Consider the following 19629-nt stretch of genomic DNA (forward strand, 5'->3'; position numbering starts at 1 on the left):
ATGAGTTTATTACCATTAACCTTTATATTCCCGCTCGTTGGCTTTTTGATTTTAGCCTTTATGCGTGACAAATTAACAGAACAGGTGGCAGCGATTGTCGGTGTCGGCAGCATGCTGCTATCAGCATTATGCACGCTGGTGGTCAGCTACACCTTTTTGACCACCAATCCAGCAGGCACAGTGGTACAAATGCCACTATGGACATGGTTTCAAGTTGGGGATTTTGCGCCGAACTTTGGACTGAGCTTTGATGGCTTGGCATTGACTATGACTGGGGTCATTACGGGTATTGGCTTTTTGATCCATCTGTTTGCCGCTTGGTATATGAAAGGCGACACTGGGTTTGCCCGCTTCTTTAGTTATATGAACTTGTTCGTTGCTAGTATGCTATTGCTGGTATTGGCAGATAACTTGTTTTTGCTTTATCTTGGTTGGGAAGGCGTGGGTATCTGTTCGTACTTACTGATTGGTTATTATTATCATGACCGAGCCAACGGTCTTGCCGCGATGAAGGCTTTTACCGTTACGCGTGTGGGTGATGTGTTTTTGGCCTTTGGTTTGTTTTTATTATTCCGCGAATTTGGCACGCTTAATATCCAAGAAATTATTACTCGGGCGCCAGAAGTGTTCGATATCAATAATCCGATCATGATGTTGACCACCATGATGTTGGTGGGCGGCGCAATGGGTAAATCAGCCCAACTGCCATTACATACGTGGCTTGCCGATGCGATGGCAGGCCCAACGCCAGTTTCTGCACTAATTCACGCTGCAACGATGGTGACGGCAGGCGTTTATTTGATCGCCCGTCTACATCCTTTGTTTGAGCTGACTCCTGGTATCTTATTGTATTGGGTAGGCGGCGTCGGTGCATTGACGCTAGTCGTCGCCGGCTTCTGTGCCTTGGCACAAACGGATATTAAACGTATCCTTGCGTATTCAACCATGAGTCAGATTGGCTATATGTTCTTAGCACTTGGTGTCGGTGCATGGCAAGGGGCGATCTTCCATTTGATGACGCATGCTTTCTTTAAAGCTTTATTGTTCTTGTCATCAGGTGCTGTCATCCTTGCCGTACATCATGAGCAAAACATCTTTAAGATGGGCGGTTTGCGCAAAAAGATACCGTTAGTATTTTGGTGCTATATCGTCGGTGGTGGTGCACTGGCTGCAATACCTTGGGTTACGGTTGGCTTTTATTCTAAAGAAGCGATTCTTTGGGAGACGTATGCCACGGGTCACATGGTGCTGTTCTATATGGGTGTGTTCGGTGCGTTCTTAACCGCGCTTTATACCTTCCGTATGATTTGGATTATCTTTTTTGGTGAAGAAAAAACGCACGCGCACAAGTTATCAGGAGTGTCGTATTGGTTGCCACTGACAGTGCTTCTCGTATTATCTACTGCTGTCGGCGCATGGATCACACCGCCATTACAAGGTGTGTTGCCAGAGAGTGTTGGACATTTATTAGAAGTGGCGGGTCAAGACCATGCTAAGCATACAGCAGAGTATATTGCGATGGGTGCGATGCTGGCTGGTTTGATAATCGCGGCGCTACTATATGTGGTGAATAAAGGTCGTATGCTCACGAGCTTTAAGCGCACACGCATTGGCGGGGCACTGTATCACTGGTGCTATCACGGCTTAGGCTTCGATGCGCTATATGATGTGATTTTTGTAAAACCCTTTTTGTTCATCGGCCGCTTGTTTAAAGCCGACCCTATTGATAAAACGTGGTATGTATTACCTAAGCTGGCTTCAGCAGGTAATAAGGTATTGTCTGCGACGCAAACAGGGTCACTTCGAGGTTATGCTGCAAGCTTTGGCTTGGGCATGGCTGTATTGCTCGTGCTGGTAATGATGACGGTGGTATAAGATGATTGAGTTACAACAAACGTGGATGCTACCAGCATTGATTGCGATACCTTTTATTGCAGGGTTGCTGTGTTGGTTGGTCGAGCGGTTTAATAAACGTCTGCCGCGCTGGATTGCCTTAATCGGTATGACGTTGACTTTTGTATTGTCACTAGTATTGTGGCACTACGGTGATTTTAGTGGTATGAGTCAGCAAGTCATTGCGCCAGACGCGGCAGTGCCTTGGGTCGCTGAATTCAGTGTGCCGTGGATACCAAGCTTTGGTATCAGTTTCCATTTGGCGTTAGATGGGTTGTCGCTGATGATGGTGGCGTTGACAGGACTGCTTGGCGTTGCTGCGGTGGCTTGTTCGTGGAATGAGATCCAGCGCCGTGTTGGCTTCTTCCATTTGAACTTGCTATGGAGCTTAGGCGGCGTTATTGGCGTTTTCTTAGCCATTGATATGTTCTTGTTCTTCTTCTTTTGGGAGATGATGCTGGTTCCTATCTACTTCTTGATCGCTATTTGGGGTCATGATGTCGTTGGTAAGACCAAAGAATATGCGGCAACCAAATTCTTTATTTATACCCAAGCGTCTGGGCTAATCATGCTCGTTGGTATATTGATATTGGTCATTATTAGCTACGCACAAAAAGGCGTGGTGAGCTTTAACTATAATGACTTGCTCGGTACGTCACTTGGCGGCTGGGAATATCCAGTTATGCTGTGCTTCTTTATTGGTTTTGCCGTTAAGTTGCCGATTATTCCTTTTCATGGTTGGTTGCCAGATGCGCACGCACAGGCACCAACGGCAGGTTCGGTGGATTTGGCAGGTGTGCTAATTAAAACGGCCGCTTATGGTTTGATTCGGTTTGTCTTGCCATTGTTTCCAGCAGCGTCACAAGATTTTGCACCCATTGCCATGACTTTAGGGACGATTGGGATCTTCTATGGAGCATGGCTGGCCTTTATGCAGACGGATATGAAGCGTTTGCTTGCTTATACCAGTATCTCGCATATGGGTTTTGTGGTGTTGGCCATTTATGCTGGTACGCTACTCAGTTTACAAGGTCTCATGATTCAGATGCTTGCACATGGCTTAAGCTCGGCGGCATTGTTTATCATGGCAGGTCAGTTGTATGAGCGCCTACACACACGCGATTTGACCTTGATGGGCGGCATGTGGGGACAGTTTCGCTATTATGCGCCGATATTGATGTTCTTCTGTGCTGCTTTACTGGGTATCCCAGGCACAGGTAATTTCATTGGCGAGTTTATGATTTTGTTTGGTGCCTTTGCGCAGTATCCAGTATTTGTGGTATTTGCCACATTTAGTTTGGTACTCGCCGGTTTATACTCACTTATTCTGATTCATCGCGCCTTATTTGGTGAAAACAATATCGCAGCATTAGCAGAGCGAGAAACCAAATCACATGGTTTGCCACCGCGTAAATTAAAAGATTTGGGCAAACGTGAGCTATCGTTGTTATTGATGCTAGCAGCGGGGTTGGTATGGCTTGGATTATATCCACAGCCGTTTTTGGATACGTCAAGTCATGCGATGCAGTGGATTAACAATGCGTATGTATACAGTCAAGTGACACAAGTAGATGCGTCACAACTGCTTGATGCAATGGAGGCACGTTAAGTCATGAATGAGATTACGATGAATGATTTGATGGGGTTGCTGCCTTATGCGCCAATTATTACCGTCGTTATTACGGTATTGGTCGTCATGATTGCTATCGCAGTTAAACGCTCACATATAGTTACTGGTACGGTCACGGTCGTCGGTTTAAATATTGGCCTGTTTACTTTAATTGGGCAGATGGCTGGTGTCATCGAGAGTGGGGCTATCGCGCCAAATGCTGAGCAACTATTTGTTATTGATAATTTTGCTCAGTTCAATATGGTGGTTATTTTCATCTGTGCATTGGCTTGCTGTACGCTCTCTTATGCATACTTGATGAACTTAAAAGACAATAAAGATGAGCTGTATTTGCTCATGTTGTTATCGACCATTGGCGCGCTGCTAATGGTAAGTGCTCAGCATATGGCATCGTTCTTTATGAGTTTAGAGATGCTATCAGTGCCGTTATACGGTCTGTTATCTTATACTTATATGCGCAACCGCTCGCTTGAGTCGGGGCTAAAATACTTGGTATTGTCTGCGACCGCCTCGGCAACTTTGCTCATGGGCATGGCTTTTATTTATGCAGAAGTAGGCTCGCTTGCGTTCAAACCTATCAGCATGGTATTGGGCAACCTTTTTGAATCGCCACTGTTGATACTTGGGGCGGCGATGATGATGTTCGGTATTGCCTTTAAATTGTCTGCTGCGCCTTTTCATATGTGGACACCCGATGTTTACGAAGGTGCACCAGCACCCATTGCCACATTTTTAGCATCGGTATCAAAAGTGGCTATGATGGCGCTGGCGGTTCGCTTCTTGATTGATACGTCTTTATTGGCATTACCATCGGTACAGATGTTATTGATGGTGATTGCGACCTTATCGATTTTGGTGGGTAACTTGTTGGCAGTACGTCAAACGAGTCTCAAACGTCTACTCGGTTACTCTTCGATTGCCCACATGGGTTATGTGTTGATCGTTATCGTCAGCATCGGTACAGCAGCGGACAGTATCTCTAGTATGTACATGGCAATTTATGCCTTTACGTCTATTGGTGCTTTTGGTGTGGTGACCTTGATGTCTAGTCCGTATCGCTTGTCTGGGGAAGCGGATGAGCTGACTCATTATCAGGGGCTGTTTTGGCGTCGTCCGGTATTGACCGCTGTCATGACTATCATGATGTTGTCATTGGCGGGTATTCCGTTGACAGCAGGCTTTATCACTAAGCTATTTGCCATATTGGCTGCGGTACAAGGTACCAATTGGTTCTTGGCGGCGATGATTATTTTGGGTAGTGCGATTGGCTTATTCTATTACCTGCGCGTTATGCTCACGCTTTTCAAACGTCCTAAGCAATTTATTGAGTTTGATGTTTCTAAGCAATGGGGCATTCGTACCGGCGGTATCATGGTTATTGCCGTGACCGTAATTATTGTCTTCTTCGGTGTCTTGCCAAACAGTATGATTGAGTTCGCAAGTCTGGCTCGTATTTGGTAAGGTTGTGATATTTGGTAGGACTGTCATGCTTGGTAGTTTTGTCATAAAAGACACGAGATAATTTGCTGCTGCTTATATGTGGTTATTGTTCTATTATTACTGTCAGAAAACCAAGATGCGCCAGCTTTGTGATAAGCTTGGCGCATCTTTTCGTTTGTATTATTTAAAAAATTAAGTACGAATATAGTTGAGGCAGTTTAAAGTGGGCACAAGGCAACCGAGTGCAGATAGTACCGTTGTACAGCAAGCGAGGTTAACACCGTACCCATTTATAAATGCTTTGACTATATAAATAATAAGTGAGTGAATAATCATCATGAGTGACAATATTCAAAAGGTAACGGTGCTCAGTAAAACCACATGGACGCCAAATCTGTTTAGCTTTACCGTCAGTCGCCCCGATAGCTTTAAGTTTACGGCAGGGCAATTTGTCCGTCTGGGCGTCAATCCCAGTCAGCTACTGCATTATAAGCAGCAAAGCGCAATGTCTAATGAAGCCATTGATGACAGTCTTAATAGCGCACTGAATGAAGACATCTTTCGCGCTTATTCCATCGTTTCCTCACCCTTTGATGAGGTGTTAGAGTTTTTCTCTATCGTCATCCCTGATGGTGCATTTACCTCGCAGTTGCAGCACTTGCAAGTAGGTGATGAGCTGCTGCTCAACACGATGCCGTTTGGGTTTTTGACGTTGGCGCGTTATCAAAAACCATTGCCCAAAGACTTATGGTTACTCGCGACAGGAACAGGTCTTGCGCCATTTTTATCGATGCTCCAAGACCTAAAAACATGGGAAGATTACGAAACCATTGTATTGGCTTATAGTGCACGTTCGCTAGAAGAGCTGGCTTATATAGAGAAAATCGAAAGCCTACAGGAAGATTTTGGTGCATTAGTAGACAATCCAGCGACATTAATCTTTATTCCAATTGTAACTCGCGAGCCTGTTGAAGGCGCATTGACAGAACGTCTGCCAAAGCTACTGCTAGAGGGCACATTACAAGAGCGAATAGGAATGGCGTTAGATATCGATAGCACCCATGTCATGCTATGTGGCAATCCAGATATGGTAGAAGACACAAAAGAGACGTTAAAAACGCTGGGACTGGTGATGAATCGACGCGGTGAAGGCAATATTGCGGTAGAAAATTATTGGTAGTTATTTTATTGATGTGAGTCTACAGCAGAATTTTTTGAAAAAAACGCGGTATCCAAAAGACAATTGTTTTTTGGATACCGCTTTTTTATATGAGGCTAAAGTTAGTGTGTTTTACACTTGGCTTGGTTCAGTCGCATCGTCTATCGGATTGATAGGACCTTGCATCAGCTCAGGCTCATCATCATCGTTAATGATGTCTTCGTTGCTATTTGCTGATAACAAATCCCGATAATTGATTTGCGCCTTTAAGATAAGCTGTTCTTCTTCAAGTTCGCCATAGTTCACTTGAACCTTATGCAAGGTACTGATAATTTTATTATTACTCTTAAGCCAGCGATTGATATCGAGATAAATGACTTCATCTTTTGCGCGAGCAATATTGATATAAGACAAAATAAACCCTAAAGGGTCTTTTTTAAGGACGCTGTGGTAGAACCAGATGAACAGCTTGATGCCTTGGCGTTTAAGAAAAGACTCACAGCGTAGGTTTAGCACATCGGTATAAGTTTGTTGACCGAAGACAAAGCGTTGGACATTGCGATCAAGCTGTACATGAACCAAACTAAAATTACTGGCCACTTCAGCATAAATACCACTGGCATCGACCGTACAGTATAGACGAAACCAGCCGTCATGCATCTCAACGCGTAACTCTAAAATGGCTTTTACATTATCAGTCACGAACTTTTGCAATGCATCATTGACGTACTTTTGGGCAACGGGTAGCGCAAGTTCGTCTTCAAACTTATCGGCAGTTTTGTTGTATATCTGTTTGATAGACTGCGTGAGCCGCTCCCAACCATCGCTAAATGACTCATCAAAACGATAGCCCATATTTTCAAAAAACTCATCAAAGTTTTCTGAACTATTCACATTATTATTCAAATTATCAAAATCACTCAAACTTATTATCCTTATGATGATAGGGTCGTCATTGACTAGATCGCCTAAACAAGGCTTATTATCCGTTTATATTTGTTAATACTAGGGCGTTTTGAACATTCAACAGGCCCTACTATAAAACAGTATATATCAAATACGAGAGCTTCAAAGTAAACACAGGCATTAGAAACGTAAGTACTATAAACCCAAGTACTATAAACCTAAGTACTATGAACACAACTATTACAAGTATAGACGCTTTAAGTATAAGCACTTTGTGTCAACTCATTTGATAACTGACGTTAAAAAACAAAATTAATATAGCTACGTACGTTTTATAACATTTTTGACTGTTCATTTTTTCAATAAATGAACCGAAGGTTAAAAATATTGCATGAGTTGGTTAGCATGAGTCATCAATGGTTATGCTAGCAGCCCAATTCTCTGTCATGTTATGATAGCACTGGCACGCATCTCATGCTTTACTATAGTCAGGTTGTCATAAAAGAGAGTCAGCGAGACGGGGATAAATTTTTTGTAGCCTCTGTCTGCGAAGGCACAGCAAGCAAGAAAAACTTATCCCAGTCTCGTATTATAATGTTGTGTATCCATTTTATTTGGTATCGACTATATGATAACGCTTACTTTTTACTTAATTTATACTCATCAATCTGAGACCTATTGTGGCCTATATCAAAGACTCGCAAAGCTATCACTTTTCTGCACAAGCCCCTAAACGTGACTTTGGCTTGCCTGTCGCTATTGTCATAGCCGTTGCAATACATGTGCTGATTATTTTTGGTATCAGCTTTTCGATGGGCAAAGACCCCGCTGCCATGATGCAAGATGTTGCAAAAGCGCTCACAGATAATATGAAGCCGAATGAAGACGCGCATTTTATTGCCAATGCCTCACAAGAAGGCGGTGGCACGATACATGAGACGTTGAGGCAAGAGACCGATCAGACCAGTCCTTTGTCTGCTGAACAAATGAGTGAGACGCAAGATGTCATTAATTTGCAGCGCCAAGTTCGTCAGCAGCGCTATCAAGAAAGCTACCTGCGAACCACGTTAAGCTGGCGTCAGGCGACGGTCGAGTCTGATAATGACAGCAAACAAGCTCAAGATGACATCATGGCACAAGAAGAGCGGCTACGTAAACAGATCGCAACGTTAGAAGCACAGCTCTCTCAACGTCAGCAAGTCTATGCAACCAAGTCTAAAGTCGTGACGATTGACAGCAACTCGACAACGCGCGGTGCGGCCGCTGATTATATCAATACTTTCCGCGAGCATGTTGAGCGCGTTGGCAATCTGCACTATCCAGTACAAGCGCGAGCCCAAGGCATCACTGGTGATGTGCGCCTGATGGTCATCATTAGTAATAATGGTAACATCAAAGCCATTCGACTGCTAGAAAGCTCAAATTCGACGATATTAGATGAAGCGGCCAAGCAGTCCGTACGCCAAGCGGCACCTTTTGGTGAGTTTACTGAGGATATGAAAGATATTGTCGAGTTGCGTTTGATACGTACTTATCGTTATAGCGACAAAGTCGATGTCACTTATTAATGGTTGATTTTTATTGCTAAAGAAATGAACATTAACGTTCATCAATATGAATTTATCCTTACATTTATAGAATAAAGAGTCAGTATGGAATTTTTAGGTTTTACCGTAGATGTCGCCACCCTAACCAATAATGCGTTAAGCTTAGCCATGAAAGTTTTGTTGGCGATATTAATATTCGTCATTGGGCTTTGGCTGGCCAAAAAGGCGGTGAGCGTTGCCCATAAGGTTATGGTGCGCGGGCGCTTAGATGACACCGTTGCTAGCTTTTTGGGCCGTCTGTTATATGGCGTTTTGTTGGTCGTGGTTGCCTTGGCAGCTTTGAGCAAAGTTGGCGTACAGACCACGTCAGTCGTCGCGATATTAGGCGGCGCAGCAGTGGCCATTGGTTTGTCACTGAAAGATCAGCTGTCTAACTTTGCTGCTGGTATTATGATTGTGACTTTTCGCCCATTTGTACGGGGTGATTATGTGCAAATTAGCAGCTACACGGGTACGGTGACGGAAATCACTTTGGTTAATACCCATCTAACGACGATAAACAATCACGATATTATCATTCCAAATAGCGATATCACGACCTCACCTGTCACCAATTATACAGCGTTGCCCAATCGCCGCGTCGATATCACGGTTGGTATTGGCTACGATGCCGACATCAAAACCGCCAAAAACGTTATGCTGAGCTTGGCAAAAAATAACACGATGGCTTTTACCGACCCTGCGCCAATTGTGCGTGTGACCAGTCTGGGTGATAATTCTGTGGATTTGACCTTAAATGTCTGGACAACCAATGCCGACTGGTGGACGATGCAGTGTGATTTGCTAGAGCAATTTAAGCACGCGTTGGATGACGAAAAAATTGAGATTCCATTCCCGCAGCGTAGTGTCCATGTAAAAGGCTTGGATCAGATGATTAATCAAATGGGTCAATCACAAAAACTACCCATGACCAAGGACTAGTCAATCAAGGACTGATCAATCAAAACTGCTTGGTTAATAGGCTTTAAATATAAGGATTGGGCAGGTTTAGACTTGCCAAAATCTCGATTTCAAAACGTTCCATCTCATCTTGTTCGGCTTGGCCAAGCTCATGATCAAAACCGAGCAGATGCAGCACGCCATGTATCAATAAATGGCTAATATGCTGCGTCACGGTTTTGTTTTGCTCTTTAGCCTCGGTCGCCACGACTTCATGGCAGATAACGAGCTCACCGAGTGGTAATACGGGCATTAGCTCAATGATTGCAGTAGGTAAGTCGCTTGGATAAGACAAAATATTGGTCGCATAATCTTTATCACGAGCGTCCAAATTCAAAGCGCGCCCTTCAATAGCATCCGTAACATATATATCTAGAGCTTTAAACTTTTCCTGCCAGCGCTCAGGGTCTATATCGATGAAGTAGGGCAGCGTTAGCCCATCATTGATGCGCTCATTTATATAATCTAACGTCGCTATCATGATAGGCAATAAGGTGTCATGATGATAAAACGTATCGAGTGTCTTATCGCCGATACTATCAATCGCATTGATATCGAGTGCGGCTAGACTTGTGTTGTTGCTTGTGATCTCATCGTCTGCATTGTGGTTGCCATTGTTAGACTGACTCATGCCATTATCCTTTTATCGTCTCAAATATTTTAATTGCTTTTTTTAGATTAAATCTAAAAAAGATCAGCAGTAAAAAACCGGACTACGAGTCAGTAATCCGGTTTTCTTATTTTAAAATTGGCACATTAATTTTGCCAGTTTATAATTTAGCAGTCGCGTTAGCGATCACTTGCCTGCGTTCTTGCTCTTTGATACGCTCAAACTTGCGTTTTTCTTCTAGTATCAATTGCTCACTATCAAAGATGTCATAAGCTTCAACGATCTGTTGTACCAACTGATGGCGTACCACGTCTTTTGAGTCAAACTTAGTGATATGAATCTCTTCGATATCTTTTAAGATTTCCATGGCTTGTGCCAAACCTGATTTGTGACCACGAGGCAAATCGACCTGTGTGATGTCACCTGTGATGACGGCGCGTGAGCCAAAACCCAAACGGGTTAAAAACATTTTCATCTGTTCAGGCGTGGTATTTTGCGCTTCATCTAGAATGACAAAGGAGTTGTTTAAGGTGCGGCCGCGCATGTAGGCAAGCGGTGCGACTTCGATGACTTGTTTTTCAATCAACTTGCCCACTTTTTCAACGCCGATCATCTCATATAACGCATCGTATAATGGACGCAAGTAGGGATCGATTTTTTGCGTTAAATCACCCGGTAAGAAGCCCAGTTTTTCACCCGCTTCTACTGCTGGGCGTACTAATAAGATACGCTCAATCTCATTGCGCTCAAGCATATCCACGGCACACGCGACTGCTAGATAGGTTTTGCCAGTACCTGCAGGACCAATACCAAATGAGACGTCAGAGCTAAGGACATTATGTACATAACGTTGTTGATTGCCACCGCGTGGAACGATGCGACCTTTGCGTGTGCGTAAGCTAATGGGCGTAAATTCGGCAGCCTCTAAGTCGTTTTCATCTTCTACACTTGCCGCATTTTGCTCATCGGCTTCCATATCTTCATCGCGAGAGATGCTTGATTGGATGATAAGGTGTAGCTCTTCGGCGCTGATGTCTTTGGTGTTTTGTGCTTCATCTACCAGCTTATATATGATACGTTCACCGCGCTCGACACCTGTCACATCGCCACTGAGACAAAAATCCCCTTGGCGCTGAATGATTTTGATATCGAGGCGTTCTTGGATATATTTCATGTGATTGTTGTATTCACCCAACACGGTTTTGAGCTGTGCTGGCGTCAATGATTCAAACTTTATACGGCGGCTCATGGAATCAGTCAAGCGATTATCCTTGTGTTGTGTGCCCGCTGTTATGATTTAGTTTTGATGAAGCTGCGGGCTTGAACGGTAAGTGGTTAATAGGTTTATATCGGTGTTAAAACGTAGAGATAACATGGTAGTGATAAGAATGACGGTCAAATTATTGTTGGTTTTAGGGATTCGAACAAGCGAAGTTTTTCAAATCAGCATCTTGCCTTTATTATGGTAGATAGATTTTAAATTTCAAGCATTACATCTGATAGATGTCGCTGTTTTTGTATGACGATTGCAACGGCTACAACTGCTTTTTAATATTTATAACCTTTACACCCCATTGAATATAGTCGATTTTAAATAAAACAGAACCATTATATTTCAATGCTGAACTGCAATAAATTTTTCTGGCTTGCTGTGCCTTCGCAGCTCGATGCTGCGAAACTTCTCGTTTAAAGATAAGCATTCCAGTCCCGCAGACTCGTTTTTATGCTGAACTCACTACACTTTTGTCGTCATGGCAACTTTCGTTTCTCTATGAATTTATGATTTTTGCTACACGCTTTGCATACGGTTAATGCCGCTGAATGCTCGGTAATTTGTGGTAATCTATGGGTTATATTATCGTGAATCTGTTATGGCAACTTGTCATCACGATTTGCCATAGCGTTTAAAATAGGAATAATAACGATGCACAATACTGATTCAACTTTATCAAATTCTAAAAATATAGAGGGAATAACCGAGCAACAGGTGCTTATCGCTGGGGGTGGTCATGTGGGTTTGTCCTTTGCCTTGCTATTGGCGCATCATGGAATTGCTAGCACGCTACTAGAAAAGAACAGCTATCCAACCATTAGTCCCAATGATGACAGTAAACGTAGCCACTATTTAGACAGCCGTAATACAGCATTATCACGTCGCACTGTACAGATTTATCAAGAGATTGGCTTATGGGCAGAGCTACAAAGCCATGCTTGCCGCATTGATGCGGTGCAGATTAGCGAGCAGGGTAGCTTTGGCCGCGCGCAGCTGAATAAGGCCAAAGAAAAAGTAGAGTCGTTTGGGCAAGTGATGGAAAATGCTTGGCTCGGACGTAAGCTTTTATTAGCAGCGCAGGAGGAGCCTCTGATTACCTTGATTGATCATGCCAATGTGACCGCGGTTGAACAGCAAAGGGATGGGGTGACGCTGAGCTTTAGCTATTACGGTGAAGAGGCGCATGAGCAGCAACTACAAGCCAGCGTCTTGGTCGCTTGTGATGGTCGCGATTCTACTGTACGTGAATTATTAAATATCGGCACAACGACTTATGACTACGAGCAAACCGCCATCGTTGGCGTGGTAGAGACAGATAAGCCGCACGAGCATGTCGCTATTGAGCGTTTTAGCCCAGCAGGGCCATTAGCAGTACTGCCATTGACGGATCCAGAGGGCGATGGCAATGAAGATTACCAAAAGGGCAATAGGCGCTCGGTGGTTTGGGTTTGTCCTAAAGGTGAAGATACGCAGTATTTAGACGATGACGCGCATTTCTTAGCGACGCTACAGCAGGCCTTTGGCCAACGCGCTGGCACGTTCGTGACGGCTGGTCGCCGCGGTGCTTATCCATTGACACGCGTGTTGGCAGATAAGCAAGTGGCTGGGCGCTGTGTCATCATGGGCAATGCCGCTCATACCTTGCACCCTGTGGCAGGACAAGGTTTTAACCTTTGTATGCGAGATGCGCATGTATTGGCGCAGATGATGAGTGCGCAAGTGCTACGAGGCGAAGACATCGGCGATACGCAACTATTGAAACGCTATGAAAAAGCACGTGTAAGCGATCAAAAACGTGTCATTCGCTTCTGTGATGCAGTGGTACATGGCTTTACGCATCCTAACCCAGCAGTGAAGCTAGCTCGTAACGTGGCGTTGGTTGCCTTTGACAAACTGCCAAATATTAAGCCGTTAGTGGCTAATTATGCAATGGGTTTAAAATCGTAACAGTTCCTAAAAATTCAATGGTATCTCAAATTAGTAAGTCATAAATACGATGAGCGTACTATCGCTCACTAAAGGATGTTCCATGAAAAATAACCATACACTCATTATTGGCAGCGGCATCGTCGGTGCCACGCTTGCGCTAAAACTCGCACAAGCAAGAATGCCAGTGACATTGATTGATGCACGTCCTGCGCGTGATGAGTCGACTTGGCAAGCGGTTCTGAGCGAACGTGATGCCCGTGTTTATGCGCTTAGCTTGGCCAGTATTAACCTACTGACCGATATAGGCGTGTGGCAAAAAATTGCCACATCCGAACGTAAAGCGGACTACTCGCAAATGCAGGTGTGGCAACTCAACGGTATGGGCGAGTTGCTGTTTGGTGATAGTGGGACTGATAATAGTACTGTCAATAGCCATCCTTATGATCCAGATTCTGATGTAAAACTACTGGGTAGTATGGTCGAGCCAGCAGTTATTGAACATGCACTGTGGCAGCGTTTACACGATCAAGATGTCAGTGATTACCTGACGGTCATTACTGGCCAAAAAGTCATAGCCATGGATTGGTTTGGAGCGCAGCAAGGTTACCGCGTGACTTTAGAAGATGGTGCGGCTATTGATGCTGCGCTATTGGTCGGTGCCGATGGTCGTGGTTCTTTTGTGCGTCAGCAAGCAGCGATTGGACTAGACACCTTAGACTATCAGCAAACGGCGATTTGCTGTGCGATTCAGACCGAAAAACCGCATCAAGCAACGGCGCGTCAAGCCATGCTACCTACTGGCACATTGGCATTACTGCCATTAGCAGATATTACAGATGTAGATAAAGCAACGCCGCAACATTGGCAATCGGTGGTATGGACGTTGCCACGCAATCAGGCATTGGCATTGATGGAGGAGGAAGATCGCTTTGTCGCAGACAAACTGGCTGCTGCTAGTAACTATGAGCTAGGGGCAATTCGTCAGATTGAATCCATCGTCAGCTTTCCATTAGCGGCGCAACAAGCAAAGAGTTATGTCGCTGATAACTTAGTATTAATCGGTGATGCGGCGCATGGTGTACATCCTCTGGCAGGACAAGGGTTAAATCTGGGCATGCTTGATGTGAAAGTATTAAGCGAACAATTAGCGCATGACTTTATGCGTAGTGGCGGCACGCTTTGGGGCAGCAATCAAACATTGCGTACTTATGAGCGTTCGCGCCGTCCGCATAATAGCCTGATGATGCACAGTTTTTCTGCGCTGAACTGGCTGTTTGCAGGGTCACTTGCCCAAATGCGTCCTGTGCAGCAAATACGCAGTGAAGGCATATATAGAGTGGGCAAAATAAAACCGTTGATGCGATTGTTTGCTAAGCAGGCGAGTGGAGTTTAAGTTTTGACTTAGGAATGAGTAGAATATGAATATTCAGTTATCGTCAATAGTGACTATTATGGTAAGTGCTTTAGCACTGATGGGTTGTCAAACGGCCCTTCAGAAATCTGAGTTGGATAATCAAGCAGGTCGCACCCTCAACATGCTCACTATTTTGGTTAATTTGGATAGCGACGGTGATAGAGTGGTTGATTCATTAGACGAATGCCCAGGTACACCATGGAACGTAGTGGTAGATGAAAGAGGGTGTCCTGCTTCGTTACTTCCTGATGAGAGTACTTTTACAATGGAGACTAGAGCTTTCTACCAGGAAAATAGCAGTGAAATAAAGAGTCAATATTATGAAGAGCTCAACAGATTAGGCGAGAGACTTCAGCAGCATCCGGACGCTATAAGTATTATGGATGGTCATATCTCAAAACGTGAAGACTATAAAACTAATCAAACACTATCTAAAAATCGCGTTGAAGGCATTAAAAATTATTTGATACTAAAATATCAGATCGATCCTAATCGTATTAAGACTTTTTATTATGGATCAGATCGACCGATTGCGTCAGATGATAATACTGAAAACTGATGCGGCGCGTTATAATTTTTTGAAAATTGCGTTATAAATGCATCGCATCATTATTACATAGTCAGTAACTCTATTTCATTTCTTTCAAGTACCTCTCGAATAATTCTAAACCCAATGGCGCGAGCTTACCCTGCCATAGAGATTTGATCGTATCATCGCTGCTGATCGTTACACTAGCTTGATCAATGACAAGTCCTGTATCCCAACCATCATCCAATTGATAGAGCGAGCCTCCCGTTAGGGTCTCACCAGCTACAAATGCGTCTGCGATGGCGGTTTTGCCTTTATACGCTGGTAGTAGGCTTGGATGGTAACCTACAGCTCCATGTTTGACTTTAGCTCTAGCATCATCATTTATAAAGCAATGAGCATGCGCCATTAGCATAATATCAATGCCGTTCGGCACGTCTTCAGCTAATAAGGTCTTGCCATGAGTCATAACGGGAATAAGAAGGTTGTTAGCCAATACAGCCGTTCTATCATCAATATGAGGTGCTGAGACCATCACTACGTCGATGCCTTCCATACTAGCGCAGAGTTTAAGCAGCTGTTCTGCTAACCATTTTTGACCAACTATCATTACTTTAATCACAGCTAGCTCCTAAATAGCGAAAACCTTGCACAGCTCGAAAATGCCCACCGTACTTGCCGCCAGCCGCAGTAGTAGAACGTGAGGCTCGGCCTCCATGCAATTGACCACTGATCTGCGTCCACTTAGTACTGCGTCTTAGGGCAGCAGCTAGGTTTGGATGGCTAGTGTGGAATATAGTACGTAAAGGCTTATCGTAACGATTTTCAGCGTTCAGCCAATGTTCGCTCACTTGGTTTAGAAAGCGCATACCTATGCCAGCACCTTGCCATTCGGGCATAACTACCAAGCGACAAGAGCGGGCTTCAATAAGACCAGGACGCGTCGATACTGCGATATGAGCAACTAGCTTCCCATTTACTACTGCCACATAGTTAGTGGCCGCAATCATAAGTGGCATTTTTAAATAATGATGCGGCTCAAATAAGTGCCAAAATTGCCAGTTTGTTTGGTAGATGTCGAATGTAATAGGTGGGCGTTGCCAAAGACTCCCCCGTGTAAATTCGCTTTTTGAGGTGTCATATACCCAGTCAGGCTGCAGCCAATCAAGAACGTCGTAATGACAGGTCAGTAGTACTGCTTGCTTACCTTTTGTTCTACGCCAAGCCTTAGCAAACGCATTAGCACCGATACAGGCAATTTGGCGATCAACGACACTACTAAACTCATCAATGACCAAGCGATTAGGCTCATCAGCCAAGGCACGTGCAAGGTTAGCGCGGAACTGCTCACCATTACTAAGTACATGATGCGGGCGTAGCCATGCTGGTACAGTGCCAAGTCCTACCGCTGATAGACATGCTGTGGCATCATCAATGCTACCTTCAGCTGCGATCTGGTCAATGATAGGTTTGGTTTTGTCCCACTTAGGATTATGTATAGGTGTGCGAGGCCATAGCTTTTTGCCAATGCTGGTTTTGCCTGTACCTGAGCCGCCGACAATGACACCGATTTGCCAATCATCATCTTCAATAGGCAGGTCAGCGTTGATATGGACATTTGCACCTTGCTCAACGTTAAATAAGCTTTTAATACGCGCAGAGCGATAGCTATCATGGTCGGTACATTGATGATGAATATTGATATTCATACGACCACCACCTTAAGGTTGTAGCCTAGCTGATTGAGCTGATCGTAGACTGCTTTTTGGTGAGCTTCATTAGTACAGTTTACGATTACACCGAATTTAGGGCTGTATTTAAACCCATTCTTAGCTGGTGCTTTTGAATCGACTTTGGGGGTCTTTGACTTGATTGTGGCCACGAGTACTTCCTTCTTTAGTTTGAGACTCGTGGTCTTCTGGAGTGGCGTTCTGGACGCTCAAATAATTGATAGTTTTACACCTTGGGCATTTGATAGATAGGTGGTCAAACTTACCTATCTTAAGTAGCTTTTTGGTGCAGTTTTGGCAATTTAAGAATTTCATATTACTTCCTGTGCAATAGCGTTTCATATTATGATATCCTTGCCATCTCTCACGTGAGAGGCAGGGACTTGCTTTGCGACAGGGGGCTTAAGGTCTAGCTGTCAAAAGGATCGACTGGCTGTTGACGCAGTCAGTCGTTTCCCTGTTTATCATTTGAAATACCTATTATTCGGTACGTCTCCAGCGTCCAACAACAACTGAAGGCTGTGTATTGTTGTGTGGCTCACCTCCGCCGACCGATTGCTCCGTAGCCTGTAACCAATTAGAACTAGTTAAATTGCCCGTACCGTACTCTTCAGTTAGATGATCATAGTCACCGCTACCTTGGGTTTCGAGACCTGATTCCGATGCGTTAGAGCCAAATTTATTATAGACGTCGTCTTTACTATGCTTATGCGCCGGAGCTTCATCAATGATAAGCGAATGCTCATATTCCCCATATTCAGTACCTATAACTTTAGTCCACCCTGGATCAGCTGTCTTTGAAGATACTCCAACAGTAACTAAGCCTTCACCAAAGCTTACCCATGTACCATAGCCCATAGCGGCAGCAACTTCAGCACCAGATGTATAGACTACAGTTGTTTCAAATAGTCCACCAACGGGTAAGAACGGTAAATTATCAGTAGGTGCTTCTTCCAAATCTTTAATACGTTTAAGCAGCGTTTCGAGAGTAACAGGTTCAGTTGGCTCACCTTGAATATCTTCGATTTCTTTCTTGAGATAAGCTGTACGGTTTGCCAATTGCTCATGCGGTACATTGTCTACGCCACCAGCGCCACCTTGAACGGGATCGTTTGGGTCGATTTGCGTAATGCCAGTTACCCATACTGGGTTTTCTTTGACTACAGCCATTGTTTGATTACTCCATCATAGTTATATGTGCCATCATGCTTGATGACGCTATTGTGATTAACTGGAATGCTGATTGAGACTAGCTTGCAACGTAGAGGCGCGACGTCTATTAAAAGATTGCGAATACGCTCAGCGTCACTAACAGTCATCAATCTTGGGGTTATAAGCTTATAGTGTGTCCAATCACCACCGACACCATATCGATGCTTGCTGTCATGTTTAATAGAGCTATTGTGCTCAAGAAATCCCGTGCGCTCGATCAGTTCGCAATCACCGTAACCTAAGAGCTTTAATACACGTTTAATTGCCCAAGGCGTACCCTTGTATCTGTGTATTTCGATTGCTTCTTTAATCAATTCTCGTTGTTCAGATTCAGTTACTGCAAACCCCCAACCATCAGCAAACAGGCTAAAATGATCTGCAAAAAATGGTAAGGCATTCGCTGGAGTAATGTCTGTCAGCATTATAATAGTATGCTTACTTAGTCCATTTAGCCTCTCAAGCAAGCTCTCTAATACTGCAAAGCGCTGGTTCTGTAACGGCATAGGAAGGACGCTGTCAGTGACTAGATCAGCCATTTTGTGCATCCCCTAAAGTTACCAATATTTCAGTACAGTTCGCCAACTGCCAAGGCTCAACTATGAGACTCTCTGCTGGCAATATCACGTTAACCTGCCAAACGCCATCAACATTTAACTCGTTTATGATTTGACTGGACACAACGTCTTGACCTAACTTAATTTTTAGGCGTTCTACGTAGCTCTCTGCTTTTTCAACAGTTCTAGCAAGTACTGTCTGAGGATTTGCACTCGCTAGCGGTGTTACTTTTATGACTAGCTTAAAGTCCAATGCTTCTCCAGCAGTGACATATACGCTATCAGATAAGGGGCGTTTTTTCTCATCGCTGGTGTTGTCTAGGACTGCTTGAATAAGAGTCTCGCTGGGGTTGCCATCAGCCGTCAATATGTATATAAAAACCTTACCGTTATTACCGCGCACAGCTTCACAGTCAATGATAGAGGCGTCAGTTGATAATGCGTGAAAGATATAAGCTTGGCGACTACCTGTGGTCGCGTAACTCTCGGGTGCTAAGCGTATACGCTTACGTAATTGCTCATCGTTCTCACTGTCCAAACGCACAACCCCGAAAAAATCTCCTAAATAATCCAGCATGACGCCATTAGCAAAAGCAATAAGATTTTGCTTACCAGCCTCGTTAATTTGAGTACGAATAAGCATTTCTCTATAGGCAATGACATCGATCATCAGTCGATCAGCTTGAGCAGGATATAGCGTCTTGCCACTTAATGCTTCATATTCTGCTATTAGCTCTGCGGTGATGACATCAGCATCACGAGCAATAAATTCAGGCGGTGCAAGCTGGCTAATATCTGTCATGG

At 44.2% G+C, this 19629-nt stretch carries 19 protein-coding genes; 9 read left to right on the plus strand and 10 right to left on the minus strand.

Going from position 1 to position 19629, the window contains the following annotated elements; genetic code table 11:
* The 4 genes from nuoL to M917_RS03790 all read left to right on the plus strand — a co-directional run bounded on the left by nuoL (nt 1) and on the right by M917_RS03790 (nt 6143).
* A complete protein-coding gene (gene nuoL / locus M917_RS03775) occupies nt 1-1875 on the plus strand; it encodes an NADH-quinone oxidoreductase subunit L (protein WP_021813440.1) in 1875 nt (624 codons plus the stop codon).
* A gap of 1 nt (nt 1876) precedes the next feature.
* Nucleotides 1877-3502 (plus strand): NADH-quinone oxidoreductase subunit M, encoded by a 1626-nt coding sequence (nuoM, locus tag M917_RS03780; RefSeq protein ID WP_021813441.1) that lies wholly within the window; start codon nt 1877-1879, stop codon nt 3500-3502.
* A gap of 3 nt (nt 3503-3505) precedes the next feature.
* Nucleotides 3506-4984, plus strand: a complete 1479-nt coding sequence (gene nuoN / locus M917_RS03785; protein ID WP_021813442.1) for an NADH-quinone oxidoreductase subunit NuoN — start codon at nt 3506-3508, stop codon at nt 4982-4984.
* 316 nt (nt 4985-5300) lie between these two features.
* Complete coding sequence (locus M917_RS03790; RefSeq protein WP_021813443.1) at nt 5301-6143, plus strand: ferredoxin--NADP reductase; 843 nt, start codon at nt 5301-5303, stop codon at nt 6141-6143.
* Nucleotides 6144-6254: 111 nt separating this feature from the next.
* On the opposite strand, the gene M917_RS03795 is transcribed toward M917_RS03790, so the two are convergent.
* A complete protein-coding gene (locus M917_RS03795) occupies nt 6255-7046 on the minus strand; it encodes a hypothetical protein (protein ID WP_021813444.1) in 792 nt (263 codons plus the stop codon).
* Between the two features lie 662 nt (nt 7047-7708).
* Between M917_RS03795 and M917_RS03800 the strand changes: the two genes are divergently transcribed.
* Nucleotides 7709-8596 carry an energy transducer TonB gene (locus tag M917_RS03800; protein ID WP_021813445.1) on the plus strand — a complete coding sequence of 296 codons (888 nt, stop codon included), beginning with the start codon at nt 7709-7711 and terminating at the stop codon, nt 8594-8596.
* 84 nt (nt 8597-8680) lie between these two features.
* Entirely contained in the window at nt 8681-9556 is an 876-nt protein-coding gene (locus M917_RS03805) for a mechanosensitive ion channel family protein (RefSeq protein ID WP_021813446.1), read from the plus strand.
* A gap of 43 nt (nt 9557-9599) precedes the next feature.
* Here the strand turns inward: M917_RS03805 and ybeY are convergent, their stop codons facing one another.
* Nucleotides 9600-10205 (minus strand): rRNA maturation RNase YbeY, encoded by a 606-nt coding sequence (gene ybeY / locus M917_RS03810; RefSeq protein ID WP_021813447.1) that lies wholly within the window; start codon nt 10203-10205, stop codon nt 9600-9602.
* Between the two features lie 139 nt (nt 10206-10344).
* Nucleotides 10345-11433: a PhoH family protein gene (locus M917_RS03815; RefSeq protein ID WP_040641870.1), complete on the minus strand. Its 1089-nt coding sequence runs from the start codon at nt 11431-11433 to the stop codon at nt 10345-10347.
* A 675-nt stretch (nt 11434-12108) separates the two neighbouring features.
* On the opposite strand from M917_RS03815, the gene M917_RS03820 reads away from it, so the two are divergent.
* From M917_RS03820 to M917_RS03830, 3 genes are all read left to right on the plus strand, one after another.
* Entirely contained in the window at nt 12109-13404 is a 1296-nt protein-coding gene (locus M917_RS03820) for an FAD-dependent monooxygenase (RefSeq protein ID WP_021813449.1), read from the plus strand.
* Between the two features lie 82 nt (nt 13405-13486).
* Nucleotides 13487-14779: an FAD-dependent monooxygenase gene (locus tag M917_RS03825; protein WP_021813450.1), complete on the plus strand. Its 1293-nt coding sequence runs from the start codon at nt 13487-13489 to the stop codon at nt 14777-14779.
* Nucleotides 14780-14804: 25 nt separating this feature from the next.
* Nucleotides 14805-15359 carry an OmpA family protein gene (locus tag M917_RS03830; RefSeq protein WP_051354218.1) on the plus strand — a complete coding sequence of 185 codons (555 nt, stop codon included), beginning with the start codon at nt 14805-14807 and terminating at the stop codon, nt 15357-15359.
* Between the two features lie 70 nt (nt 15360-15429).
* Here the strand turns inward: M917_RS03830 and M917_RS03835 are convergent, their stop codons facing one another.
* The 7 genes from M917_RS03835 to M917_RS03855 all read right to left on the minus strand — a co-directional run bounded on the left by M917_RS03835 (nt 15430) and on the right by M917_RS03855 (nt 19627).
* A complete protein-coding gene (locus M917_RS03835) occupies nt 15430-15951 on the minus strand; it encodes a formyltransferase family protein (protein WP_021813452.1) in 522 nt (173 codons plus the stop codon).
* A complete protein-coding gene (locus M917_RS03840; RefSeq protein WP_021813453.1) occupies nt 15944-17038 on the minus strand; it encodes a GNAT family N-acetyltransferase in 1095 nt (364 codons plus the stop codon). Before M917_RS03840 ends, M917_RS03835 begins: the two co-directional genes overlap by 8 nt.
* Nucleotides 17035-17211 (minus strand): hypothetical protein, encoded by a 177-nt coding sequence (locus M917_RS14255; RefSeq protein WP_021813454.1) that lies wholly within the window; start codon nt 17209-17211, stop codon nt 17035-17037. The genes M917_RS03840 and M917_RS14255 overlap by 4 nt, the downstream gene beginning before the upstream one ends.
* Complete coding sequence (locus tag M917_RS14595; RefSeq protein WP_084606140.1) at nt 17159-17401, minus strand: Com family DNA-binding transcriptional regulator; 243 nt, start codon at nt 17399-17401, stop codon at nt 17159-17161. Before M917_RS14595 ends, M917_RS14255 begins: the two co-directional genes overlap by 53 nt.
* A gap of 138 nt (nt 17402-17539) precedes the next feature.
* Nucleotides 17540-18229, minus strand: coding sequence for a phage baseplate protein (locus M917_RS13655; protein ID WP_021813455.1), 690 nt, complete (start codon nt 18227-18229; stop codon nt 17540-17542).
* Nucleotides 18220-18807 (minus strand): phage tail protein, encoded by a 588-nt coding sequence (locus tag M917_RS03850; RefSeq protein ID WP_021813456.1) that lies wholly within the window; start codon nt 18805-18807, stop codon nt 18220-18222. The genes M917_RS13655 and M917_RS03850 overlap by 10 nt, the downstream gene beginning before the upstream one ends.
* Nucleotides 18800-19627, minus strand: coding sequence for a baseplate assembly protein (locus M917_RS03855; protein WP_021813457.1), 828 nt, complete (start codon nt 19625-19627; stop codon nt 18800-18802). The genes M917_RS03850 and M917_RS03855 overlap by 8 nt, the downstream gene beginning before the upstream one ends.
* Nucleotides 19628-19629 lie beyond the last annotated feature (2 nt).

It is taken from the genome of Psychrobacter aquaticus CMS 56 (assembly GCF_000471625.1).
GTDB lineage: Bacteria > Pseudomonadota > Gammaproteobacteria > Pseudomonadales > Moraxellaceae > Psychrobacter > Psychrobacter aquaticus.